The following is a 19041-nucleotide window of genomic DNA, read 5'->3' on the forward strand; positions in this document are numbered from 1 at the left end:
CCTCCGGTCACACGTTCTACTTCACTTTCTCGTGCGACCTCCCTCGCATCCCACACCGCCCGCCCGCCCCCAACCCTTAGACTCCCTCGCGTGACACGCTGCGGGCCGATTGGCAAGATGGCCCAGGCGGTCGGCAAGTGCGGTAACAGGAGGGAAGCGTCTCGTGAGCAGCAGGCCATCCCGAGGCGCTGCTCGCCTCGCAGCCATACTGGACGCGCTGCCGGACGCGTTGGTCCTGGTCAACGCCAACGGCACCGTCGTCAACGCCAACACCATCGCCCTGGAGGCGTTCGAGGCTCCGGGCACAGCGCTGGTCGGGCGGGGGCTGCTCGATCTGCTGCCGCAGTTCGACTCACGGCTCATCCCCGGGTCCATGCGGCGGCCGGACCACGTCGATCCGCGGGCGCGCACCAAGCCGACGCGGATGATCGCCCGACGCACCGACGGGACCGAGTTCCCGGTCGAGGTCACCAGCGCCAACCTGGAGACCGGCCAGCAGGCCTACGACAACTACGGCTATGCCGGCGACGAACTTCTGATGCTCGTCGTCCGCGACCTCTCCGGCACCGTCGACACCGAGGCCGAGCTGGCGCGCTCGCAGCGGCAGACCGAGATGATCCTGCGGGCCGCGTCCGAGGGCGTCGTGGGGACCGACACCGACGGGCGGATCGTCCTCGTCAACCCGGCCGCCGCCCAGATCCTGGGCTACCGGGCCAGCGACCTCGGCGGCCGTGAGCTGCACACCCTCATCCTGCACTCGCGGGCCGACGGCTCGCCCTTCCCGTACGACGAGTCCCCGCTCGCCGACACCCTGCGCTCGGGCCGCAAGCACCGGGTGCGGGGGCAGGTGGTGTTCTCCAAGAGCGGCGACCAGTTGCCGGTCGACCTGACGACCGCGCCCGTGCGCGACGGGGACCAGCTCGTCGGCGCCGTGATGACCTTCACCGACCGGCGCCCCTACGACGCCCTGGTCAAGGAGCACGAGGAGGCGGAGCAGCGGCACGCCGAGGAGCTGGAGCGGCTCGCCGAGGAGCACGCCTCCGAGCTGACCGCGCTGCGCCAGCGGCACGTGGGTGAACTGGAGGAGCTGCGGGAGAAGCACGCGGAGGAGACCGCCGCGGACGCCGACCGCTACGCCGCGCTCGGCGAGCGGGAGAAGGACCGTTACGAGGCGATCGCCGCCCGGCACGAGCAGCTGCTCACCCTCCTCGGGGACTCCCTGCGCGGGCCCCTGGACGAGCTGCGGCAGGAGCTCGCCGCGCTGGCCGCGGACGACGCCGGGCAGCTGTGGCCCGAGGCCAACCAGGTGCTGCACCACCTCTCGGCCGGCTACTCACGCATCACCACGCTCATCGACAACGTCCTCGGCTACCAGCGCCTCGACGTCGGCAACGAGAACGTCTCCCGTACGAAGGCGATGCTCGACGCCGTCGTCGCCGCCGGTGTCGACGGGGCCGTGGAACTGATCGGGCCGGGCCGGGTGCAGTTCGCCGTGCACGCGCCGCCCATCGAGGCCGAGGTCGACCCCCGGCTGCTGGCCACCGCGCTCGCGCATCTCGTCGCGGACGTGGCGGGCGTCGACGCCACCGGCAACTCGCCCGTGTCGGCGACGGGCGGCTACCTGGACAACACCGTCGTCGTCGCGGCGGCGCAGCGCGGCGAGGTCGTACGCATCGAGGTGCGCGGGCCGTACGCCGGAGGGGACCCGGTGCACGAACCGATCGTGCGCGGAATCGTCCGGGCGCACGGTGGCGTGCTCCAGACGCACGAGGTGCCGGGAATGAGCGGCAGCGCGTACGTACTGGAGGTGCCGATCGGTGGCGGGGCCGGGGCTGTCGCGGCCCAGACCCAGGTCCAGCCCTCCGCCGAGGGCGTAACGGGTGCCGCGGGGACTCCGGGGGCGGGCAACGCCCTCGCCGTTCAGGAGCCGGCTCCCGGTGGCGGGCGGCGGCGCGCCCGGCGGGCGTCCGTCGACGCGTTCCTGGAGAGCGAGGTCGCGGGCGCGGCGGGCGAGGCCGCCGACGGGACCCTCGCCGGTACCGAGGGCGGGAGTGCCGCACCGACCGGGCGTCGCAGGCGGCGTGCGGCCCAGGCTCAGGAGCAGGCCGTAGCGGACCAGGCTCAGGCCGTAGGGGACCAGCACGCCCAGGAGGAGGCCCGGGCGTCCGTCCCGCTTCCGGTTCCCGCGCAGGCGGCGCCGGGCGAGGGGTCCGGCGGTACCGGGCGTCGCCGCGGGCGGCCCGCGGAGGCCGCCGGTGCCGCCGTGCAGGCTCTGCCCCCGGGAGCGACCGACGGGGTGTCCGAGGGCGCCGTCGTCATGGCCGGAGAGCACGGCGGAGGGGCCGCGGCCTCCAACACGGGTCTCGGCGGCACCGTACCGCCGCAGGGCATGCCCGCGCCCGGCGGTCGGCGTGCGCGGCGGGACGCCGGCGAGCAGCAGGCGCTGCCCCCCGCGCTGCCCGCGCAGGCCGGCGAGGCGGACCCGTCCGACGCGTCGCAGCCGACCGGACGCCGGCGCCGTGCCCTGGCCTCAGCGAACGAGCGTGCCGCCGCGCAGGAAGCGGCCCCGCGCCAGGTGTTCGCCCTGCCGCCCGCCGGTACGGACCGGCCGTCCGACGGGGCGGAGCCGCACGAGGATCCCCATGGGGAATCGCACGGGGAGTCGCACGGGGCGACGGAAACCCTTCAGGCACCCGGCCCGGCCGCTTCCGGCGGCCCCCTGCTCGACGACGGCCGGCACGACGCCGCACCCCACGACCAGGCCGACGACCACACCCCGCCGCAGCCGCACCCGGCCGAAGCGCCCACGGGTCGGCGTCGCCGGGCCGGGGCCGGGGCCGGTCCGTGGGCCGAGGAAGCGGTGCCGCTGCCGGTGCCCGGAGCCCCCGTGCCTCCGCAGAACCCCGCCGGTCCGGACGTACCCGCCCAGGGCGCACCGGCGCCCGCCCCCGCGCCTGCCGGCCCCGCGCAGCCCGCACCGCAGCCGTGGCCCGCCGCGGCCCAGGACGCTCCCGGCGCCGGCGCCCCCGTACCGCCCGGCGGCGTCACCGGCCCCGCCCCGACGGCTGCCCCCGGCACCAACGGGCCCACGCCCGCCGCGCCTCACGTTCCGACGCCCCGGCAGGGCGTCCCCGCCACCACACCGAGCCGGGGCACCCCGCTGCCGCCGGAGAACGCTCCCGCCTCCCGCGCGGCGCAGCCCCTGCCCGCCGAGGCGTCCGCGCCCGTCGACCCGAACTCGCCCCAGGGCCGGGCGATCAGCGTGCGGACCCTGGGCCAGGGCGTGCCGTTCAACCGGCAGGCGGTCCAGGTGCAGCAGCCGTCGGCCCTGCCCGCCTCCCCCCTGCCCGCCTCCCCCCAGCCGTCGGCCACACCCGCCCCGCATCAGCCGGGCGGCTCGGGCCGGCGCCGCAAGCTGGGCACGCCGCCCGACCCGGCCGCGACGCGCTCGGAACCGTCGGCCCGTCCGCATCCGCCGACCGACCAGCCGCCCACCGCCGCCCAGCCGAAGAAGCAGCCGCAGCCCCAGCCGGACGCACCGGGACAGGAGCAGCCGCCCTCCCTGGCCGGCACTCAGCCCCGGCGTGCGCCGGTCACCGAGGGCGCCGGCCGGTCGTACGCCATAGGGGCGCCGGACAGGAACGCCGCCGAGGGGCCCGAGCCACTGGACGGACCCGGCGGAGCCGTGGAGGTGGCGGACCCGCCGCGTCCGCAGCCGCTGGACGACGAGCTGCCGCCGGAGCCGCTGGACAACCCGCGCCGGCTCCTGGTGTGGCCCGCGCCGGACGTCTCCACGCAGCAGGCGCTCAGCGACCGCGGTTACCGGCCGGTGATCGTGCACTCGCGCGAGGAGGTCGACGCGCAGATCGCGGCGTTCCCCGCCGCGCTGTTCGTGGACCCTCTGACCGGCCCGATCACCCGTACCGCGCTGCAGTCGCTGCGGCAGGCGGCCGTGGCGGCCGAGGTGCCGGTACTGGTCACGGCCGGGCTCGGACAGGCCTCGCGCGATGCCGCCTACGGCGCCGATCCCGCCGTACTGCTGAAGGCGCTCGCGCCCCGGGACAGCGAACAGCACCCGCCGCGCGTGCTGCTGATCGAGGAGCACGCGGAGATCGCGCTGGCGCTGACCGCGACACTGGAACGGCGCGGGATGCAGGTGGCGCGGGCGGCGAGCGACGCCGACGCGGTGACGCTGGCGGGGCAGTTCCGGCCGAACCTGGTGGTGATGGATCTGCTGCGGGTCGAGCGGCACCAGGGTGGACACGCCGGGATCATCGACTGGCTGCGTGCGAACGGGCAGCTCAACCGCACCCCGCTCGTCGTCTACACCGCCGCCGTCGACCAGGCCGACCTGCCGCGGCTGGCCTCGGGCGAGACCGTGCTGTTCCTGGCGGAGCGTTCCACCAGCGGCGAGGTGCAGTCCCGCATCGTCGAGCTGCTCTCGCGGATCGGGACCAACTGACGCTGCGAGCGCACACCGGCCGTGAGCACGCGCGCGCGTACGCCGGGTGGGAAACCCGGGTCTCGGATTCCCCACCCGGCGTACGGGCATTGCGGCACAGGCGCGTTCCGGCGTACGCGCGCTCGGGCCGATGAAGCGTTCCGGCGTACGCGCGCTCGGGCCGATGAAGCGTTCCGGCGTACGCGCGCTCGGGCCGACGGAGCGTTCCGGCGTACGCGCGCTCGGGCCGACGGAGCGTTGCGGCGTACGCGCGCTCGGGCCGATGAAGCGTTCCGGCGTACGCGCGCTCGGGCCGGCGGTCAGAGCCGGGTGACGTCCAGCCCGCCGTCGGCGTACTGCCTGCGCAGCACCTTCTTGTCGAACTTGCCGACGCTCGTCTTCGGCACCGACTCGATGACCGTCCAGCGTTCCGGGAGCTGCCACTTGGCGATCTTGCCGTCCTCGGCGAGGAAGGCGCGCAGGGCCTCGAAGCCGACGCTCGTCCCCTCCTTGAGGACGACGGTGGCCAGCGGGCGCTCGCCCCACTTGTCGTCGGGGACGGCGACCACGGCGGCCTCGGCGACGTCCGGGTGGGACATCAGGGCGTTCTCCAGCTCGACGGAGGAGATCCACTCGCCGCCGGACTTGATGACGTCCTTGGCGCGGTCGGTGAGGGTGAGGAAGCCGTCCGGGGAGATGGTGCCGACGTCGCCGGTCTTCAGCCAGCCGTCCTCGCTGAACTTGTCGGCGGGACGCAGCGGCTCGGCGCCCGGGCCGTTGTAGTAGGCGCCGGCGATCCAGTTGCCGCGGACCTCCAGCTCACCGGCGGACTCGCCGTCCCAGGGGAGGCGCTCGCCGCCGGGGCCGGTGAGCCGGGCCTCGACACCGGCCGGGAACCGGCCCTGGGTGAGGCGGTACGCGAACTCCTCCGGGGTGCCGACCGCGTGGGCCGGCGGGCGGGCGATGGTGCCGAGCGGGGAGGTCTCCGTCATGCCCCAGGCGTGGCAGACCCGCATGCCGAGCGCGTCGAACGCCTCCATCAGGGAGGGCGGGCAGGCGGAGCCGCCGATGGTGACCTGGGTGAGGGAGGAGACGTCCCTGGGCTTGGCGGTCAGCTCGGCGAGCAGGCCCTGCCAGATGGTGGGGACGGCGGCGGCGTGCGTCGGCCTCTCGCTCTCGATCATCTCGGCGAGCGGCGCGGGCTGCAGGAAGCGGTCCGGCATCAGCATGTTGACGCCGGTCATGAAGGTGGCGTGCGGCAGTCCCCAGGCGTTGACGTGGAACTGCGGGACCACGACCAGCGAGGTGTCCTCGTCGGTCAGCCCCATCGACTGGGCCATGTTGACCTGCATGGAGTGCAGGTAGATGGAGCGGTGGCTGTAGACCACGCCCTTGGGGTCGCCGGTGGTGCCGGAGGTGTAGCACATGGCGGCGGCGGCGCGCTCGTCCAGCTCGGGCCAGTCGTACGTGGTCGGCTTCCCGGCGATCAGGTCCTCGTACTCGTGCACCTGGACGGACGCCCCGGCCAGCAGGGAGCGGTCGCCCGGGCCGGTGACGATGACGTGCTCGACCGTCCTCAGATGCGGCAGCAGCGGGGCCAGCAGGGGGAGCAGCGAGCCGTTGGCGATCACGACGCGGTCGGCCGCGTGGTTCACGATCCAGGCCAGCTGCTCCGGCGGGAGACGGAGATTGAGGGTGTGGAGGACCGCGCCCATGGAGGGGATCGCGAAGTAGGCCTCGACGTGCTCGGCGTTGTTCCAGGCGAGCGTCGCCACACGCTCGTCGCCCCGGACCGCGAGGTCCTCGCGCAGGGCGTGCGCCAGCTGTGCGGCGCGGGCGCCGATCTCGGCGAAGGAGCGGCGGTGCGGCTCGCCCTCACCGGTCCAGGTGGTCACCTGGGAGCTGCCGTGGATCGTCGACCCGTGGGTCAGGATCCTCGATATCAGCAGCGGTACGTCCTGCATCGTGCTCAGCACGGTGTCCTCCCGGGGCGACATTGCCTACGCGGCGGTAAGGGTTGCGCTGATTCTGCGCACATACCGCGTGGTATGTCACTACTCCCGGGTGATCGATCAGTGCGCGTTGTCCGGCGGGTGGCCGGCGGGGGCGCCCGCCGACGGTCCGGCAGACCGGCTCGCTACCGAACAAACCCCAGCTCAGGGTCGTCGCGGAGCTTGCCGAGCGCCCGGGACACCGCCGACTTGACCGTGCCCACGGAAACTCCGAGCACTTCGGCCGTCCGGGCCTCGCTGAGGTCCTCGTAGTACCTGAGGACGACCATCGCCCGCTGCCGGGCGGGCAGCTTCATGATCGCCCGCCACATCGCGTCGTGCAGGGCCTGCCGCTCCGCCGGGTCGTCGCCACCGGGCACGGGCTCCGGCTCCGGCAGCTCGTCGCAGGCGAACTCGTCGACCTTGCGCTTGCGCCACTGCGACGTCCGCGTGTTCAGCAGCGCCCGGCGCACATAGCCGTCCAGCGCGCGGTGGTCCTCGATGCGCTCCCAGGCTACGTACGTCTTCGCGAGCGCGGTCTGCAGCAGGTCCTCCGCGTCGCTCGGGTTCGCCGTCAGCGACCGGGCGGTACGCAGCAGCACCGGCTGGCGGGCCCTCACGTACGACGAGAACGACGGATACGGGAAGGTCTGCGTCCGCGCTGCGACCATGGCGGGGACCTTGGCTGTGGCCATGGCCGAAGCCTTGGCCGAGGCGGCGTTCGAAGCACTGGTGCAGACAGGTGCGGTCATGACTCAACGCTATGAGCGAGGAGGCGGGCGGCGGATCGGCCGCAGGTCCCGAAACCGGATCCGCCTCAGGTTGTAGGGGTGGTGCCGACTCCACCTCCTGTAGGTGGACGAGGAGAGGAGAGGTACTGCGGGTTCACCCCTGGGGGCTCTTCCCGGGAGAAGGCCCTGGGGGCTCCCCGGGAGGGAGACCTGGGACCCCCGGAGGGGGACCTGGGGGCTCCCCGGAGCGCGGGGGTCTCTCGGTGGTTGCGCGGGGCGCGCATCAGGAGGCGCGCACGCGAAAACGCCTGGGCGGCGGTACCGAAGTACCGCCGCCCAGACGCCTTGCGACCCCATGAAGCTCACCCGCACAGCGACTCAGGTACCGGCGCGGGAGCGCATCCGCGCCGGCCCCTCAGCTCACCACAGCGGGGCGAAGCTGACGGCCACGTTCTCGTTGCCCTGATTGATCGCCGTGAACGCGGAGCCGTCGACCTGCGCGGTGTTGTTCTGGTTCGAGGCCCCCGAGCCGACCGCCTGCTGCTGCGTGGTGGACGAGTTGCCGCTGTTGTCGTCACCCACGCCGCTGCCGAGAATGCCCGCGTAGGCCTCGGAGGCGGTCGCGTTCGATCCGTCGTCCGCGAAGGCGCCGTTGTCCGCCGTCGCCACGCCGCTGAAGAGGGCGGCGGCGAGCGGGAGGGCGGCGACAGCGGCCACGACGCGGGCGGTACGGATGCTTGCCATGTTGTTCCTCCAGAACCAGGGCGCACCGGCTTCCAGCCGACAACGCGAGAAGTACGTGACGTGGAGCTGAGTAGAGCTGAGGAGAACCGAACCAATGGTTTTGCCAAGGCAGTTGGCCGACCGCCTCGACGCTGTGACGACGTCGCGTGATCAGAATTGCCCACCGGATCACCGGCGAACCACCCTGGAAGCCCTGATTCGCCCTCAAGCGTGATGACAAGTAGATAAACCCCTTCACTCCCCTTCCGCCTCAGCTCAGGGCAGTAGGGACAGCTGCACCTCAAGCACCCCAAGAGGTGAAGCGTTCCCGCACCCTCTTCCGCCCACCACCCCTCCCCGGCGCGTCGCGCACAAGCACTCTTCCCTTTCTCGAACACACGTACGACCATAGAGTCATGGCCACCACCGACCGGCAGGCCACGACGCTGGCCCTCGCACACGCCCTCTCAGCCGCCGAACGCGGCCTGTCCGTCATCCCCCTGTCCCGGACGAAGCTCCCGGCCCTGCGCTCCCCCCACCGCGACGACCCGGCACCGGCCCCCTGCCACGGCGAGTGCGGCCGCTTCGGCCACGGGGTCTACGACGCCTCCACCGACCCGGCCCGCATCCGCGAACTCTTCGCCGCCGCACCCTGGGCCACGGGCTACGGCATCGCCTGCGGCCTGCCCCCGCACCATCTGATCGGCGTCGATCTGGACACCAAGCCGGAGACGGACTCCTCGACGGCCCTGCGCGAGCTGGCCCTGCACCACCTGTTCACGATCCCGCCCACGGTCGTCGTCCTCACCCCCAGCGGAGGCCGCCATCTCTGGCTGAGCGGCCCGCCCGACGCCGTCGTCCCCAACTCGGCCGGCCGCCTCGCCCCCGGCATCGACGTCCGAGGCGCCGGCGGCTACCTGGTCGGCCCCGGCTCCCGCACCCGGCACGGCGCGTACACCGCCGCGCCCGGCACGGCCCACCTGGCACCCGCGGCCTGCCCGCCCGCGCTCCTGCGCCTTCTGCTCCCGCCACCCCGGGCACACCAGCCGGCCCTGGGCACGGCCGGGGCGCACGGCCGGGGGCTCGTCCAGTTCGTCCTCGCCGCCCACGAGGGCCAGCGCAACACCCGCCTTTTCTGGGCCGCCTGCCGCGCCTACGAGGACGGCATCGGCCCCGCCCTCGTGGCACCCCTGGCCGAGGCGGCCCTCACCACCGGCCTGACCGAACGCGAAGCCCGCGCGACGATCGCGTCCGCGGCCCGCATGACGGGCCACCGTGCCTGACCACCCGCCCCCGTACGCAGGCCGCGCGCCCCCGGGTTCAGTACGCGGGCCGCGCGCCCCGGCTCCCCGTCTCGTCCTTCTCCCACGCCCGGACGCCCAGCTTCCCCGTGGTGCCGAGGTCGAGGTCGGGCGCGACCACCACGGGAGCGGAACCGTCCTCGGCCCGGACCCTGACGTAGGGCACGGTCACCGCCTCACCGAACTGCGTGGTGTTGCGCCACGCCAGACCCGACACGGCGGACTCACCCGGCTGCAGCGTCACCGGCCGAGGCGGCTCGTCCCCCTCTCCCGCCATGGGGATGTCATCGGTGCCGCGCAGGATGTCGATCCCGTCGACCGGTTCCAGGTCCTCGTCGAGCAACTGCAGCACCGGGTAACCCTCCAGGGAGTACGGGCGACTGCCGCAGTTCTCCAGATGCAGCCCCACGACACGCAGCCCCATGGCCGCGTCCCCCTTGTCGGCGGTGAGACGCAGCCCGGACGACGGGCAGGAACCGGCGGGGGCGGGCGCCTCGTCGGCGGGCACCCGCTTCACGCCGAGGATCCGCACGTGCTCCGCGTCCAGGCGCTGGTCCCCCTGGTACCCGACGTCCTCCAGCGTGCGCCGCACGGTCCGCCCCGCCCCGACGGACGCCACCGTCTCCTCGACGTTCGACATCGCCCTTCCCTGGTCGTCCGTCAGGGAGAACGTAATGGTGTAGGTGAAGGGCTCGGTCTCCTCGTTGGTCACCGAGTACGCGACGACGCACGGCGACCCACCGTCCGTCCCCGCCGGCCCCGGAAGACTGTCCGCCGTGACGGACACGCCGGGCCGCTCGCTCCCCCGGACACCGGGCGAGGCACTCACCCCGCCGCCGGGCCCGGCGCCGGTCCCACCGTCCCGTTCGACCATTCCGACGATCCGTACCGCGTCCTGTTCCCGCCCGGACCCCGCACGACCGCCGGCGCTGTCACTGCTGCCGGCGCTGTAGCTGCCGCCGGCACCGGACGCCCCCGCCTCGCACCGGTCCCCCGGCCCGTCCTTCCCTCCCGCTCCGGACGCGGCGGTCTGGGTGCCACAGGCGCTGAGCAGGAGACCGGCCACGAGAGCACCGGAGACCGCGAGCGGCGTGCGGAGCTGGGGAATGCGCATCGCCCCACCCCACCAGCCCGGCCCCACGCGGACCGTGGCGGAAGCCACACTTCCGGTCACAGCCCTGTCACAGCCCCGCCTCCTCGTTTCACCGAGGCGATCACGGCGGCGAGCGCGGCAGTCGCCACGAAGCTCCCCACCATGACCATCCCCACTCCGAGCGCGAAGAGGCCGCTGGCGTCGTCCGACCAGTCGTAGCAGGAGGAAACGGTCGCCCCGGCGGTGACACCGAGCACGGCACCGACGAAGTAACGCCGGGACGCCGCCCAGCACACCGGCACCAGCAGAGACAGCACGAGCCCGATCACCTGCCACGCCTCGTACGGCCCCGTCGTCGCACCGTCGGCACGCACATCACGCTGCTGGTCCCACCCGAGCCAGGCGGCCCACAAGGCCGACGTCACCCCGGCCAGTACAAGGCCCGACACCAACTGGGGCACGGGCTTCACTCGTCGTTGTTCCATACGCCGAGCGTTCCGGCCCACCCCACGGCCGACCAGAGCACACGTACTCAGCTCCGTCCGGGTACGCGGACGAGGACACCGCTCCGCAGACACCACCCGCCCGACCAGCACGACGGCCCCCGACCGTAACGCCTGGTCAGGGGCCGTCAATCACTGCGGTGGGTGTGGGATTTGAACCCACGGTGACTCGCGCCACGACGGTTTTCAAGACCGTTCCCTTAGGCCGCTCGGGCAACCCACCTGCGCCCCGCCCACCAGGGACGGAGCGGGTACAGCGTACCGGCCCGGGGCCTCGCGCGGGGTTCGTGGTCCACACGGGGTCCGCTGACCCGCGTCCGGCCCCCGGAGGCACCGCTCCGGTCAGCGGCCCGCCCACAGGCCAGGCCGCCCCGTCCGCGAGGTCTGCTCCCGACCGGCTTACGGTGCGCAGTCCGTGAAGTCGTACGCCGCCCAGTCGGTCAGCGTGCGATAGCCGAGACGCTGGTAGAGGGCGTTGCTGGTGGGGTTGGACAGGTCCGCGAACAGCACGACGTCGTTCGCGCCCGCTTCCAATGCGGCCCGGCTCACCTCCGCTGTCACGGCGCCCGCGTAGCCGCGACCGCGCAGGTGGGCGGGGGTGTAGACGATGTCCACCTGGATCTGGCCGCCGATCACCGGGTTCATGCCCGCGATGGAGACGGGAGTGCCGTCCGGGGTCTCCCAGAGCGTGTAGCGCTTGTCGGCGAAGCGGGTATCGGCCCACGTGTCGGCGTCGATGGAGGCGTTCTCCCCGACAGCCCTGGCGAACTCGCGGCACCAGAACATGACTTGCTCGAGGTCCTGGTCGCCCAGGACGCGGCCTCGTCCCGCCGGCGGCGGCTCTGGTGGGACGAGCTCACCGAGGCGGTACAGACGGAGCCGTGTGTCACGGAGTCTCGGTGTCGCCCCGGTGTGCCGCTGCCATGCCTCGGCGAAGGCCGTGGCGGTGCCGTGGTCCGCACTGACGGAGGGGACGGAGTGCCTGAGAGCGGCCAGACGGGCGGCGAGGGAGTCGGCCTGCTCGGGCGGGAGCGGGGAGAGGCCGTAACCACGGGACGGGAGGCGGTAGAAGGTGGCGCGGGCCTCACCCGCTCGCTCCAGTACGCCGAACACGGGGGCTGCGGTACCGAACGCCTCCGCCCCGCGCGCCCGCACTCGCTCGGCCCACGTCAGCTGCATGACGTGCGGGCCGGGCCGTGAGCGCAGGAAGTCTCCGGCTCGGGCGAGGAAGTCGTGGACGTCTTCGGTGAGGTGCCAGCCATCCGGTCGCATGCCTCATGGTTTCCCATGCTGCGGGCGCTGCAGGCGCGCACCCGGGTTCTTCTCGGACGGCCGCTCACGCGGCCTGCCCCGCGCCGCAGGTGATCGGCGGCACGGGGCAGGGGAGCGAGTGGTCGGCGCGAGGAGGCGTGGATCAGTCGTCGCCGGTCTTGGAGCCGAGGGTGAGCTCGGTCGTACGCTCCTTGCCGCCGCGCTCGTAGGTGACCGTGACCTTGTCGCCGGGCTTGTGGGTCCAGATCTCGCCGATCAGGGTCGGACCGCTGTCGATCACCCGGTCGTCGAGCTTGGTGATGACGTCGCCGGGCTTGAGGCCCGCGCCGGCGGCGGGACCGCCCGGCTCGACGGGCTCGGAACCGTTGACGCCCTGTTCGGTGAGCTTGGCGCCGCCCGTCGTCTCCTCCAGCGAGACGGAGGCGCCGATCTTCGCGTACACCGGCTTGCCGGTCTTGATCAACTGCTTGGCGACGAACTCGGCCTGGTTGATGGGGATGGCGAAGCCCAGGCCGATCGAGCCGGCCTGGCCGGTGCCGAAGCCGCCGTTGCTCGTGGACTGGATCGCGGAGTTGATCCCGATGACGTTGCCCTGCGCGTCCAGCAGCGGGCCGCCGGAGTTGCCCGGGTTGATCGACGCGTCGGTCTGCAGGGCGCTCATGTAGGACGCCTTGCTGGCGGCGCTGCCGTCGCTGGAGGCCACGGGACGGTTCTTGGCGCTGATGATGCCGGTGGTCACCGTGTTGGACAGGCCGAAGGGGGCGCCGATGGCGATCGTCGAGTCGCCCACGGCCACCTTCTCGGAGTCCCCGAGGGGCAGCGGCCGCAGGTCCGACGGGGTGTTCTTCAGCTTGATGACCGCCACGTCGTAGCCCTGGGCGTGGCCGACCACCTCGGCTTCGTACTTCTTGCCGTTGGGGAAGGTCGCACTGAGCTTGCCGCCGTCGACCGCCTCCGCCACCACGTGATTGTTGGTGACGATGTGACCCTGTTTGTCGAAGACGAACCCGGTGCCGGTGCCGCCCTCCCCGTTGCTGCCCTCGGCCTGGATGGTGACCGTACTGGGCAGCGCCTTGGCGGCCACACCGGCGACCGTGCCCGCGTCGCGCTTGACGGAGCCGCCGGTGTCGGAGGCGGAGACCGTCGTGGAACCGGCCCCGTCGTTGTTCTTGGCCAGGGTGTAGCCGAGGCCGCCGCCCAGACCGCCGGCCACCAGCGCGGCGACCAGGAGCGCGGCCACCACACCGCCACGGCCACGGCCCGCCTTCGGCGCGGGGGGCTGCTGGTACGAAGAGCCCCAGCCACCGCCGCCGAAGCCGCCACCGCCTCCCCCGCCGTACGCCGGGGTGCCCGGCGGCGGGGGAGGCGGCCAGGAGGCGTCGGGGGCGTTGTGCCCCTGAGGCGCGGCCGCATCGTGGGGAGCGGCCGGACCATGGGAATCAGCCTGCGCGTGGGCGGCGCCCGCACCGTGAGCGGCCGCCGGGCCAGGGGAGACGGCCGGGTCCTGGGGGGCGGCTTGGTGCGGTGCGTGGGTGGGAGCGGCGGCAGCCTGTCCGAAACCGTCGTGCGGTTGCGGCTGCGCGGGCGGGTGGGACGGCGCCCGGTCCGGGCTCGGCGCGGCCGACTGGGCGGAGGTTGCGGGAGATTCCACCGGTACGGGAGGCGCGGACGGGGCCGGGGGTACCGCGGTGCCCTCGTTCTCGGTGCTCACAGCTTCTCTCCTCGTTCCACGGCTGTTTCTCGGTCACACTGCGCGCGCCCAGCCACGCTCACGCGCTGCTCCACGGTCGGACGCGACGCAGATGTGCGGTGTTTTCGTATGCCATCAGCTTTTCCCACGGGCCGTCAGAGCACCATAAGCGGTTGCTGTGGGTCCACGATCGACCTTTACATGGGTCATCCAAGACTAAACGGACCTGCCATCGATGACTCCGAGGGCACTTCTACCCGCGCGCGGTGGCACCATGACGCGGTGACCCACGCACGACAGCACCGGATTCAGGTCGTCGCCCACCGGGGAGCCTCCGAGGAGGCACCCGAGCACACCCTGGCCGCCTACCGGAAGGCGATCGAGGACGGGGCGGACGCCCTCGAGTGCGATGTGCGCCTGACCGCCGACGGCCATCTCGTCTGCGTCCACGACTGGCGCGTCAACCGTACGTCCAACGGCCGCGGCGCGGTGTCGGCGCTGGAGCTGGCCGATCTGGCCGCGCTGGACTTCGGCGCCCGCAGGACCCGGGAGTTCTGGCGGACGCGCGACGAGCAGCCGGACTGGGAGCACCGGCCCGAGGACCGGGAGGAGACCTCGGTCCTGACCCTGGAGCGACTGCTCCAACTGGTTTCCGACGCGGGGCGGCGGGTGGAGCTGGCCATCGAGACCAAGCACCCCACACGCTGGGCGGGGCAGGTGGAGGAGCGGCTGCTGGTGCTCCTGAAGCGGTTCGGACTCGACGCACCGGCCTCGCCCGCCGACTCTCCGGTGCGTGTGATGAGTTTCTCGGCCCGCTCGCTGCACCGGGTGCGGGCAGCGTCGCCGGCCCTGCCGACGGTCTACCTGATGCAGTTCGTCTCGCCCCGACTGCGCGACGGACGGCTGCCCGCGGGTGTCCGGATCGCAGGCCCTTCGATCCGGATCGTCCGCAACCACCCCGCCTACATCGAGCGCCTGAAGCGGGCCGGTCACCAGGTGCACGTGTGGACGGTGAACGAGGCCGAGGACGTGGACCTCTGCGCCGGCCTGGGCGTGGACGCCATCATCACCAACCGGCCGCGCGCGGTACTGGACCACCTGGGTCGCTGATTCGTCCGGGAACCTTCATCCCGGCGGGCGCTGTGCCGCACGCTCCGGTCCCGGCCGCACCGATGAGATCCAGCCATGTGATTACAGGGAGTGCCCCGGCGCGTTCGGTGCGTGTCCGCCGATGTCGAATGCGTCACTGGGCGGGGACCGGCCGGTTTCCGGCTCAGGTCGATGGGGCATCCACACCGTGGCGTGGGGCGAAGGAGGTCTCGGGGGTGGCGTTGGTGGTGGCACAGGAGGTGCCCACGTCGTCGAGCATGGCCGTGCCCCATGGCCCTGCGGGCGTGGGGAAAGCAAGGCACCGCATGCGTGATCAGCTGCGCGGCGGCGGCGTGGCGGAAGCGGTCATCGACGACGCCGTACTGGTCCTTTCCGAACTGTTGAGCAACGCGTGCAAGCACGGCCGTCCGCTGGGCGACGCCCTGGCGGGAGACGGCGACGTCCGCGCCGCGTGGCAGGTGGACGCGGGCGGCCGGCTGGTCGTGGAGGTCACGGACGGCGGCGGCCCGACCCGCCCGGCCCCGGCGACCCCTTCGGTCACCGCGCACGGAGGCCGCGGGCTGAACATCATCTCCGCGCTCGCCGACGACTGGGGCGTACGGGACGGCATCCGCGGTGAGGTCACGGTCTGGGTCGTCGTCCACGACGACGTGCACGACCCGGACGCCGGGCACCGCCGCGACGACTTCGCCACCCGGATCACGGCACCGGCGGTGTCGGAGATCCCCGGCCTGGACTTCGCGGACGCCTTCGACGACCTGGGCTGACCCGACAACGGGCATGCAAGGGAGCCAGGGGCAGCCGGGGGAAGCCGGGGGCCGAGGGGAAGGCGGGGGAAATCGGGAGGAGCCGGTGGACGCCCAGGGGAACCCAGCGGGAGCCCGGGAGGAGCCGGTGGGCGCCCGGTGGAAGCCGGGGCGAGTTGTCCACAGGTGGTCCGTTGTGCACAGGGGCCCGTCGGCCGGGGTGGGAACGGCTAGGCTCGCGCCCGTACGAGATGAGCCACAACCGGGAGACACCCACGATGGCCAAGAAGCGCCCCCAGACGAAGGCCAAGCGCCCGCAGCTCACCGACGGTGCCCGCGCCGCAGACGCTGACGGCAACTTCCCGGTCGTCGGTGCCCGCGAGCCCTGCCCCTGCGGCAGCGGCCGCCGGTACAAGGCCTGCCACGGCCGGGCCGCCGCACAGGCCACGACCGCACTGGTGCAGCGCCCGTTCGAAGGACTGCCCGGCGAGTGCGACTGGGTGGCCCTGCGCGAGCTGGTGCCGGCGGCCACGGTCGAGCTGCTCCTCAAGGACGGCCTGCCCGACGGCGTCCCGTCCGTCACACTTGCCACGGTGCTGCCGATGGCTTGGCCCGCCCTGCGTCGCGACGACGGCTCGGTCCTGCTCGGCCTGCAGAACGACACGGCCTCGGGCGACATCAGCCGCGACCTCGCCGACACCCTCCAGCGGGCGCTGACCGCCGCCCCGGGCACCCCTGTACAGGGCCGCCGCGCCCCGGCCGACGGTCCGCGTCTGCAGGACCTGCTCGCCTCCGGGACGACGTTCGAGCCGGCGGTGCACTCGGGCTTCGAGTTCTGGGTCCCGGACCCGGAGAACGCCACGCCGGAGGTGACCGCCTCCCTGGAGCGGGCCAACGCCGCGGCCATCCCGACCGTCCGGCTCCAGGGCGTGGACGCCGCCTACTGGTGCGAGACGCCGGAGAAGAACCACCTGCGCTGGGTCATGCCGCACGAGGAGGAGCGGCTTCTGGACGCTCTCGCCCGGCTGCACGCAGCGGGCCGGTCGTCCCTCGGCGAGGGCACCCGCCTCGTCGGTTCCTTCCGCGCGCACGGGCTCACCGTCCCGGTGTGGGACCTGCCGAGCGGGGTCACCGCCCAGGACATCGAGAAGCCGGCGGCCGAGTTCGCCGAGCGCCTCGCCGAGGCCCTGGCCACGGACGCCCCGCTCACCCCGGACGAGCGCCGGGCACGCGGCGGCTTGACCAACCGGCAGGTCACCCTCAGCTGACACACGGCCGTCGATGGCCACCCCGGCTGACCGACCGGCCAGCCGGGCCTCCGGTCCGGGACCGCGTGACTCCGGTCACAACTCCTGGCGGAGACAGTCCAATCGGTGACCGGAAAACACGAGATCGAATTTGCTTACCGCCGATCTCTTGTTACCGTTCGAGTAGCCCGGTTGCTGGTGCATCCCCCGTCGCCAGCAACCGGGTCTTTCCATGCGCCCGGTCGCACACGCACCGCAGTCGCTCGTCAACTCCCCGTTTCCGCAGGCGAGTTGCCCATCACGCCTCCGCTGCTCCCGGTGTCCCCGACGAGACCGACAGGGCCGACGGGACCATGGGGGCCAACGATCCCGTCACTGCGGTTGCTCCCGCCATCGTGGCTCCTCCCGCCATCGTGGCTCCTCCCGTCGTCACGGCTCCTCCCGTCGTCACGGCTCCTCCCGTCGTCACGGCTCCTCCCGTCGTCACGGTTGCTGCCGGCGCGCAGCAGCAGCGGCCCGTGGCCGGCCCGGCCCGCGAACTCCGCGATCGCGGTGTACGCCGCGGGCCCCCCGCCCCGGATTCGCTCCCTGGGCGTCTCGCAGGTGCCCGGCGCGTCATCGGCACCCACCGAGCAGCGCGTCCGCACGCTGCGCCCGTCGGGCCCCATGAGGATCAGCACCGATTCGAGCGGGCGACCGGTCGCGTTGCGGTAGTAGGTCCGCGCCCAGGTCTCCGTCCCCCGAGCCACGACGCAGGTCTGCGCCTCGACCCCCTCGGGCGAGGTGATCTCGGGGCCGCAGCGCACGGCGGTGGCCGCGCCATGGGGCAGCGGGGAACGGGTGGGAGCAGCCGTGGCCGGGGCGTGACCGGCCGCCTCCCCGGGGGCCTTGCCGTCTCCGCCCCGCGAGAGGATACGGATGACCGGCGCTTCTTCCCCCCTGCCGCCCGGGGGCCCCGCGGACGCCGCGGTGAACGGCAGCACGACCGCACACACCACGACACCGGCGAGCCCGTACAGGCGGGCTCGCCGACGGTCCGGCCGCCCGTGGCGAGGTTCTGCGCGGCGCGGCTCTGCGCGCGGCTCTGCGCGGCGCGGTCCTCCCGCACGTTCCGGTCCGGCGGCGCGGTGCTTGCCAGCATGAAGCGACATGGGGCGGACGATAACGACCACGAGCGGGCGCGGACTCCCGCGCGCGCCGGGCACCCCTACAACTCGGGCGCACTCACACCCGTACGAGTGAGGGCGTCGACCACCGCGTCCACCACGGCCTCCACGTCGGGAACCCAGGGCGAGGCGGAGCCGGGCAGCGGTGCGCGCTCCCAGTGGACGGTGCCCGCGCCGGTCTCGGACTCGGGCAGCGCGAGGTAGCCGCCCTCGCCGTGGAAGCGCAGGGAGCCGGGGACGAAGTCCTTGGCGTAAAGCAGCTCGCCCAGCTGCTCCATGGAGTACGGCTTGACCAGCAGTGACCAGCGGGTGGGCGAGGCGACGACCGGACCGAGCCGCAGTCCGGCACGGTCGAGCGCGGCCAGGGCGTGGGCGGCCGGCAGGGCGGGCAGGGAGACGGCGCACGGGGCGCTGCCCCCGGTGGCCAGAATGATCGGCGCGGTGGGCCGGTTGGTCCACCACCAACGCACCATTCGCGCGTCGGTGGTGGCCGCGAGGAGCCCCGGGTCGAAGGGATGCGCGCCGGGCACCGTGCACTCGGCATCGGGGCAGCCGCAGCGCGACCGCGCCCGCGGGTCCGCCGCCACGCCCGGGAGAACGGGCCACTGCCATTGTGTCGCGTAGGTCAGGGCCGCGCCGATCAGCTCAGGCCGCCCGTCGTCGTGCTGGGACAAGAGCCTGCGTCGCCTTCCGAGGATCTCGCGCATGAGCGCTCGTTCCTTTCCGTTGCACGCCTGGCAACACCGTGGTCACATCACACCATGTGTCGATCTCTTCGCTGTGCGTAGCTGGTGGCGCATCACACCCCTGCCGGAGGCATCCCTCCGCCGAAGGCATCACTGCCGAGGGCGTCACTGCCAGGGGCAAGGGAAACCCCTGCGGGCCGAGCACTGACTGCGTCCGCGGCGGTCCCGTCCACACTGCGTCCATCAAAAGCACGGGCGTGGCACGGGGGTGGCGAAGTCTGGCGTTTCGCCGTCCCGCGTTCTTCTCTCCGCCTCCGCCACGGGAGGATGGGGCACGGTCG

The 19041-nt window shown here is 73.2% G+C and carries 13 protein-coding genes and 1 tRNA gene; 5 read left to right on the forward strand and 9 right to left on the reverse strand.

The window, feature by feature from the left end:
• Positions 1-163: 163 nt before the first annotated feature.
• The gene (locus ACH4F2_RS20945; protein WP_398134204.1) at positions 164-4462 is read left to right on the forward strand and encodes a PAS domain-containing protein; all 4299 of its coding nucleotides are present in this window, start codon (positions 164-166) and stop codon (positions 4460-4462) included.
• Positions 4463-4761: 299 nt separating this feature from the next.
• On the opposite strand, the gene ACH4F2_RS20950 is transcribed toward ACH4F2_RS20945, so the two are convergent.
• The 3 genes from ACH4F2_RS20950 to ACH4F2_RS20960 form a co-directional block, all read right to left on the reverse strand.
• On the reverse strand, positions 4762-6438 hold the full coding sequence (locus tag ACH4F2_RS20950) for a long-chain fatty acid--CoA ligase (RefSeq protein ID WP_398134205.1): 1677 nt from the start codon (positions 6436-6438) through the stop codon (positions 4762-4764).
• Positions 6439-6578: 140 nt separating this feature from the next.
• Positions 6579-7184: a SigE family RNA polymerase sigma factor gene (locus ACH4F2_RS20955; RefSeq protein ID WP_398134206.1), complete on the reverse strand. Its 606-nt coding sequence runs from the start codon at positions 7182-7184 to the stop codon at positions 6579-6581.
• A 399-nt stretch (positions 7185-7583) separates the two neighbouring features.
• Complete coding sequence (locus tag ACH4F2_RS20960; protein WP_398134207.1) at positions 7584-7907, reverse strand: hypothetical protein; 324 nt, start codon at positions 7905-7907, stop codon at positions 7584-7586.
• 395 nt (positions 7908-8302) lie between these two features.
• Between ACH4F2_RS20960 and ACH4F2_RS20965 the strand changes: the two genes are divergently transcribed.
• Positions 8303-9169 carry a bifunctional DNA primase/polymerase gene (locus tag ACH4F2_RS20965; protein ID WP_398134208.1) on the forward strand — a complete coding sequence of 289 codons (867 nt, stop codon included), beginning with the start codon at positions 8303-8305 and terminating at the stop codon, positions 9167-9169.
• A gap of 37 nt (positions 9170-9206) precedes the next feature.
• Here ACH4F2_RS20965 and ACH4F2_RS20970 read toward each other — a convergent pair whose 3' ends face one another.
• The 5 genes from ACH4F2_RS20970 to ACH4F2_RS20990 form a co-directional block, all read right to left on the reverse strand.
• A complete protein-coding gene (locus tag ACH4F2_RS20970; RefSeq protein ID WP_398134209.1) occupies positions 9207-10301 on the reverse strand; it encodes a DUF4232 domain-containing protein in 1095 nt (364 codons plus the stop codon).
• 56 nt (positions 10302-10357) lie between these two features.
• Entirely contained in the window at positions 10358-10765 is a 408-nt protein-coding gene (locus ACH4F2_RS20975; RefSeq protein WP_398134210.1) for a hypothetical protein, read from the reverse strand.
• A 156-nt stretch (positions 10766-10921) separates the two neighbouring features.
• Positions 10922-11006 (reverse strand) — tRNA-Ser (locus tag ACH4F2_RS20980).
• A gap of 176 nt (positions 11007-11182) precedes the next feature.
• Complete coding sequence (locus ACH4F2_RS20985) at positions 11183-12055, reverse strand: GNAT family N-acetyltransferase (RefSeq protein ID WP_398134211.1); 873 nt, start codon at positions 12053-12055, stop codon at positions 11183-11185.
• Between the two features lie 142 nt (positions 12056-12197).
• Entirely contained in the window at positions 12198-13766 is a 1569-nt protein-coding gene (locus ACH4F2_RS20990; protein ID WP_398134212.1) for a S1C family serine protease, read from the reverse strand.
• 261 nt (positions 13767-14027) lie between these two features.
• Here ACH4F2_RS20990 and ACH4F2_RS20995 point away from each other — a divergent pair, with 261 nt between their 5' ends.
• From ACH4F2_RS20995 to ACH4F2_RS21005, 3 genes are all read left to right on the forward strand, one after another.
• Positions 14028-14855, forward strand: a complete 828-nt coding sequence (locus ACH4F2_RS20995; RefSeq protein ID WP_398134213.1) for a glycerophosphodiester phosphodiesterase — start codon at positions 14028-14030, stop codon at positions 14853-14855.
• Between the two features lie 128 nt (positions 14856-14983).
• Complete coding sequence (locus tag ACH4F2_RS21000; protein WP_398134214.1) at positions 14984-15622, forward strand: ATP-binding protein; 639 nt, start codon at positions 14984-14986, stop codon at positions 15620-15622.
• Positions 15623-15879: 257 nt separating this feature from the next.
• On the forward strand, positions 15880-16869 hold the full coding sequence (locus tag ACH4F2_RS21005; RefSeq protein WP_398134215.1) for a DUF5926 family protein: 990 nt from the start codon (positions 15880-15882) through the stop codon (positions 16867-16869).
• Positions 16870-18055: 1186 nt separating this feature from the next.
• Here the strand turns inward: ACH4F2_RS21005 and ACH4F2_RS21010 are convergent.
• The gene (locus ACH4F2_RS21010; RefSeq protein WP_398134216.1) at positions 18056-18721 is read right to left on the reverse strand and encodes a bifunctional DNA primase/polymerase; all 666 of its coding nucleotides are present in this window, start codon (positions 18719-18721) and stop codon (positions 18056-18058) included.
• Between the last annotated feature and the right edge of the window lie 320 nt (positions 18722-19041).

Source organism: Streptomyces sp. NPDC017890 (assembly GCF_044328675.1).
Lineage (GTDB): Bacteria > Actinomycetota > Actinomycetes > Streptomycetales > Streptomycetaceae > Streptomyces.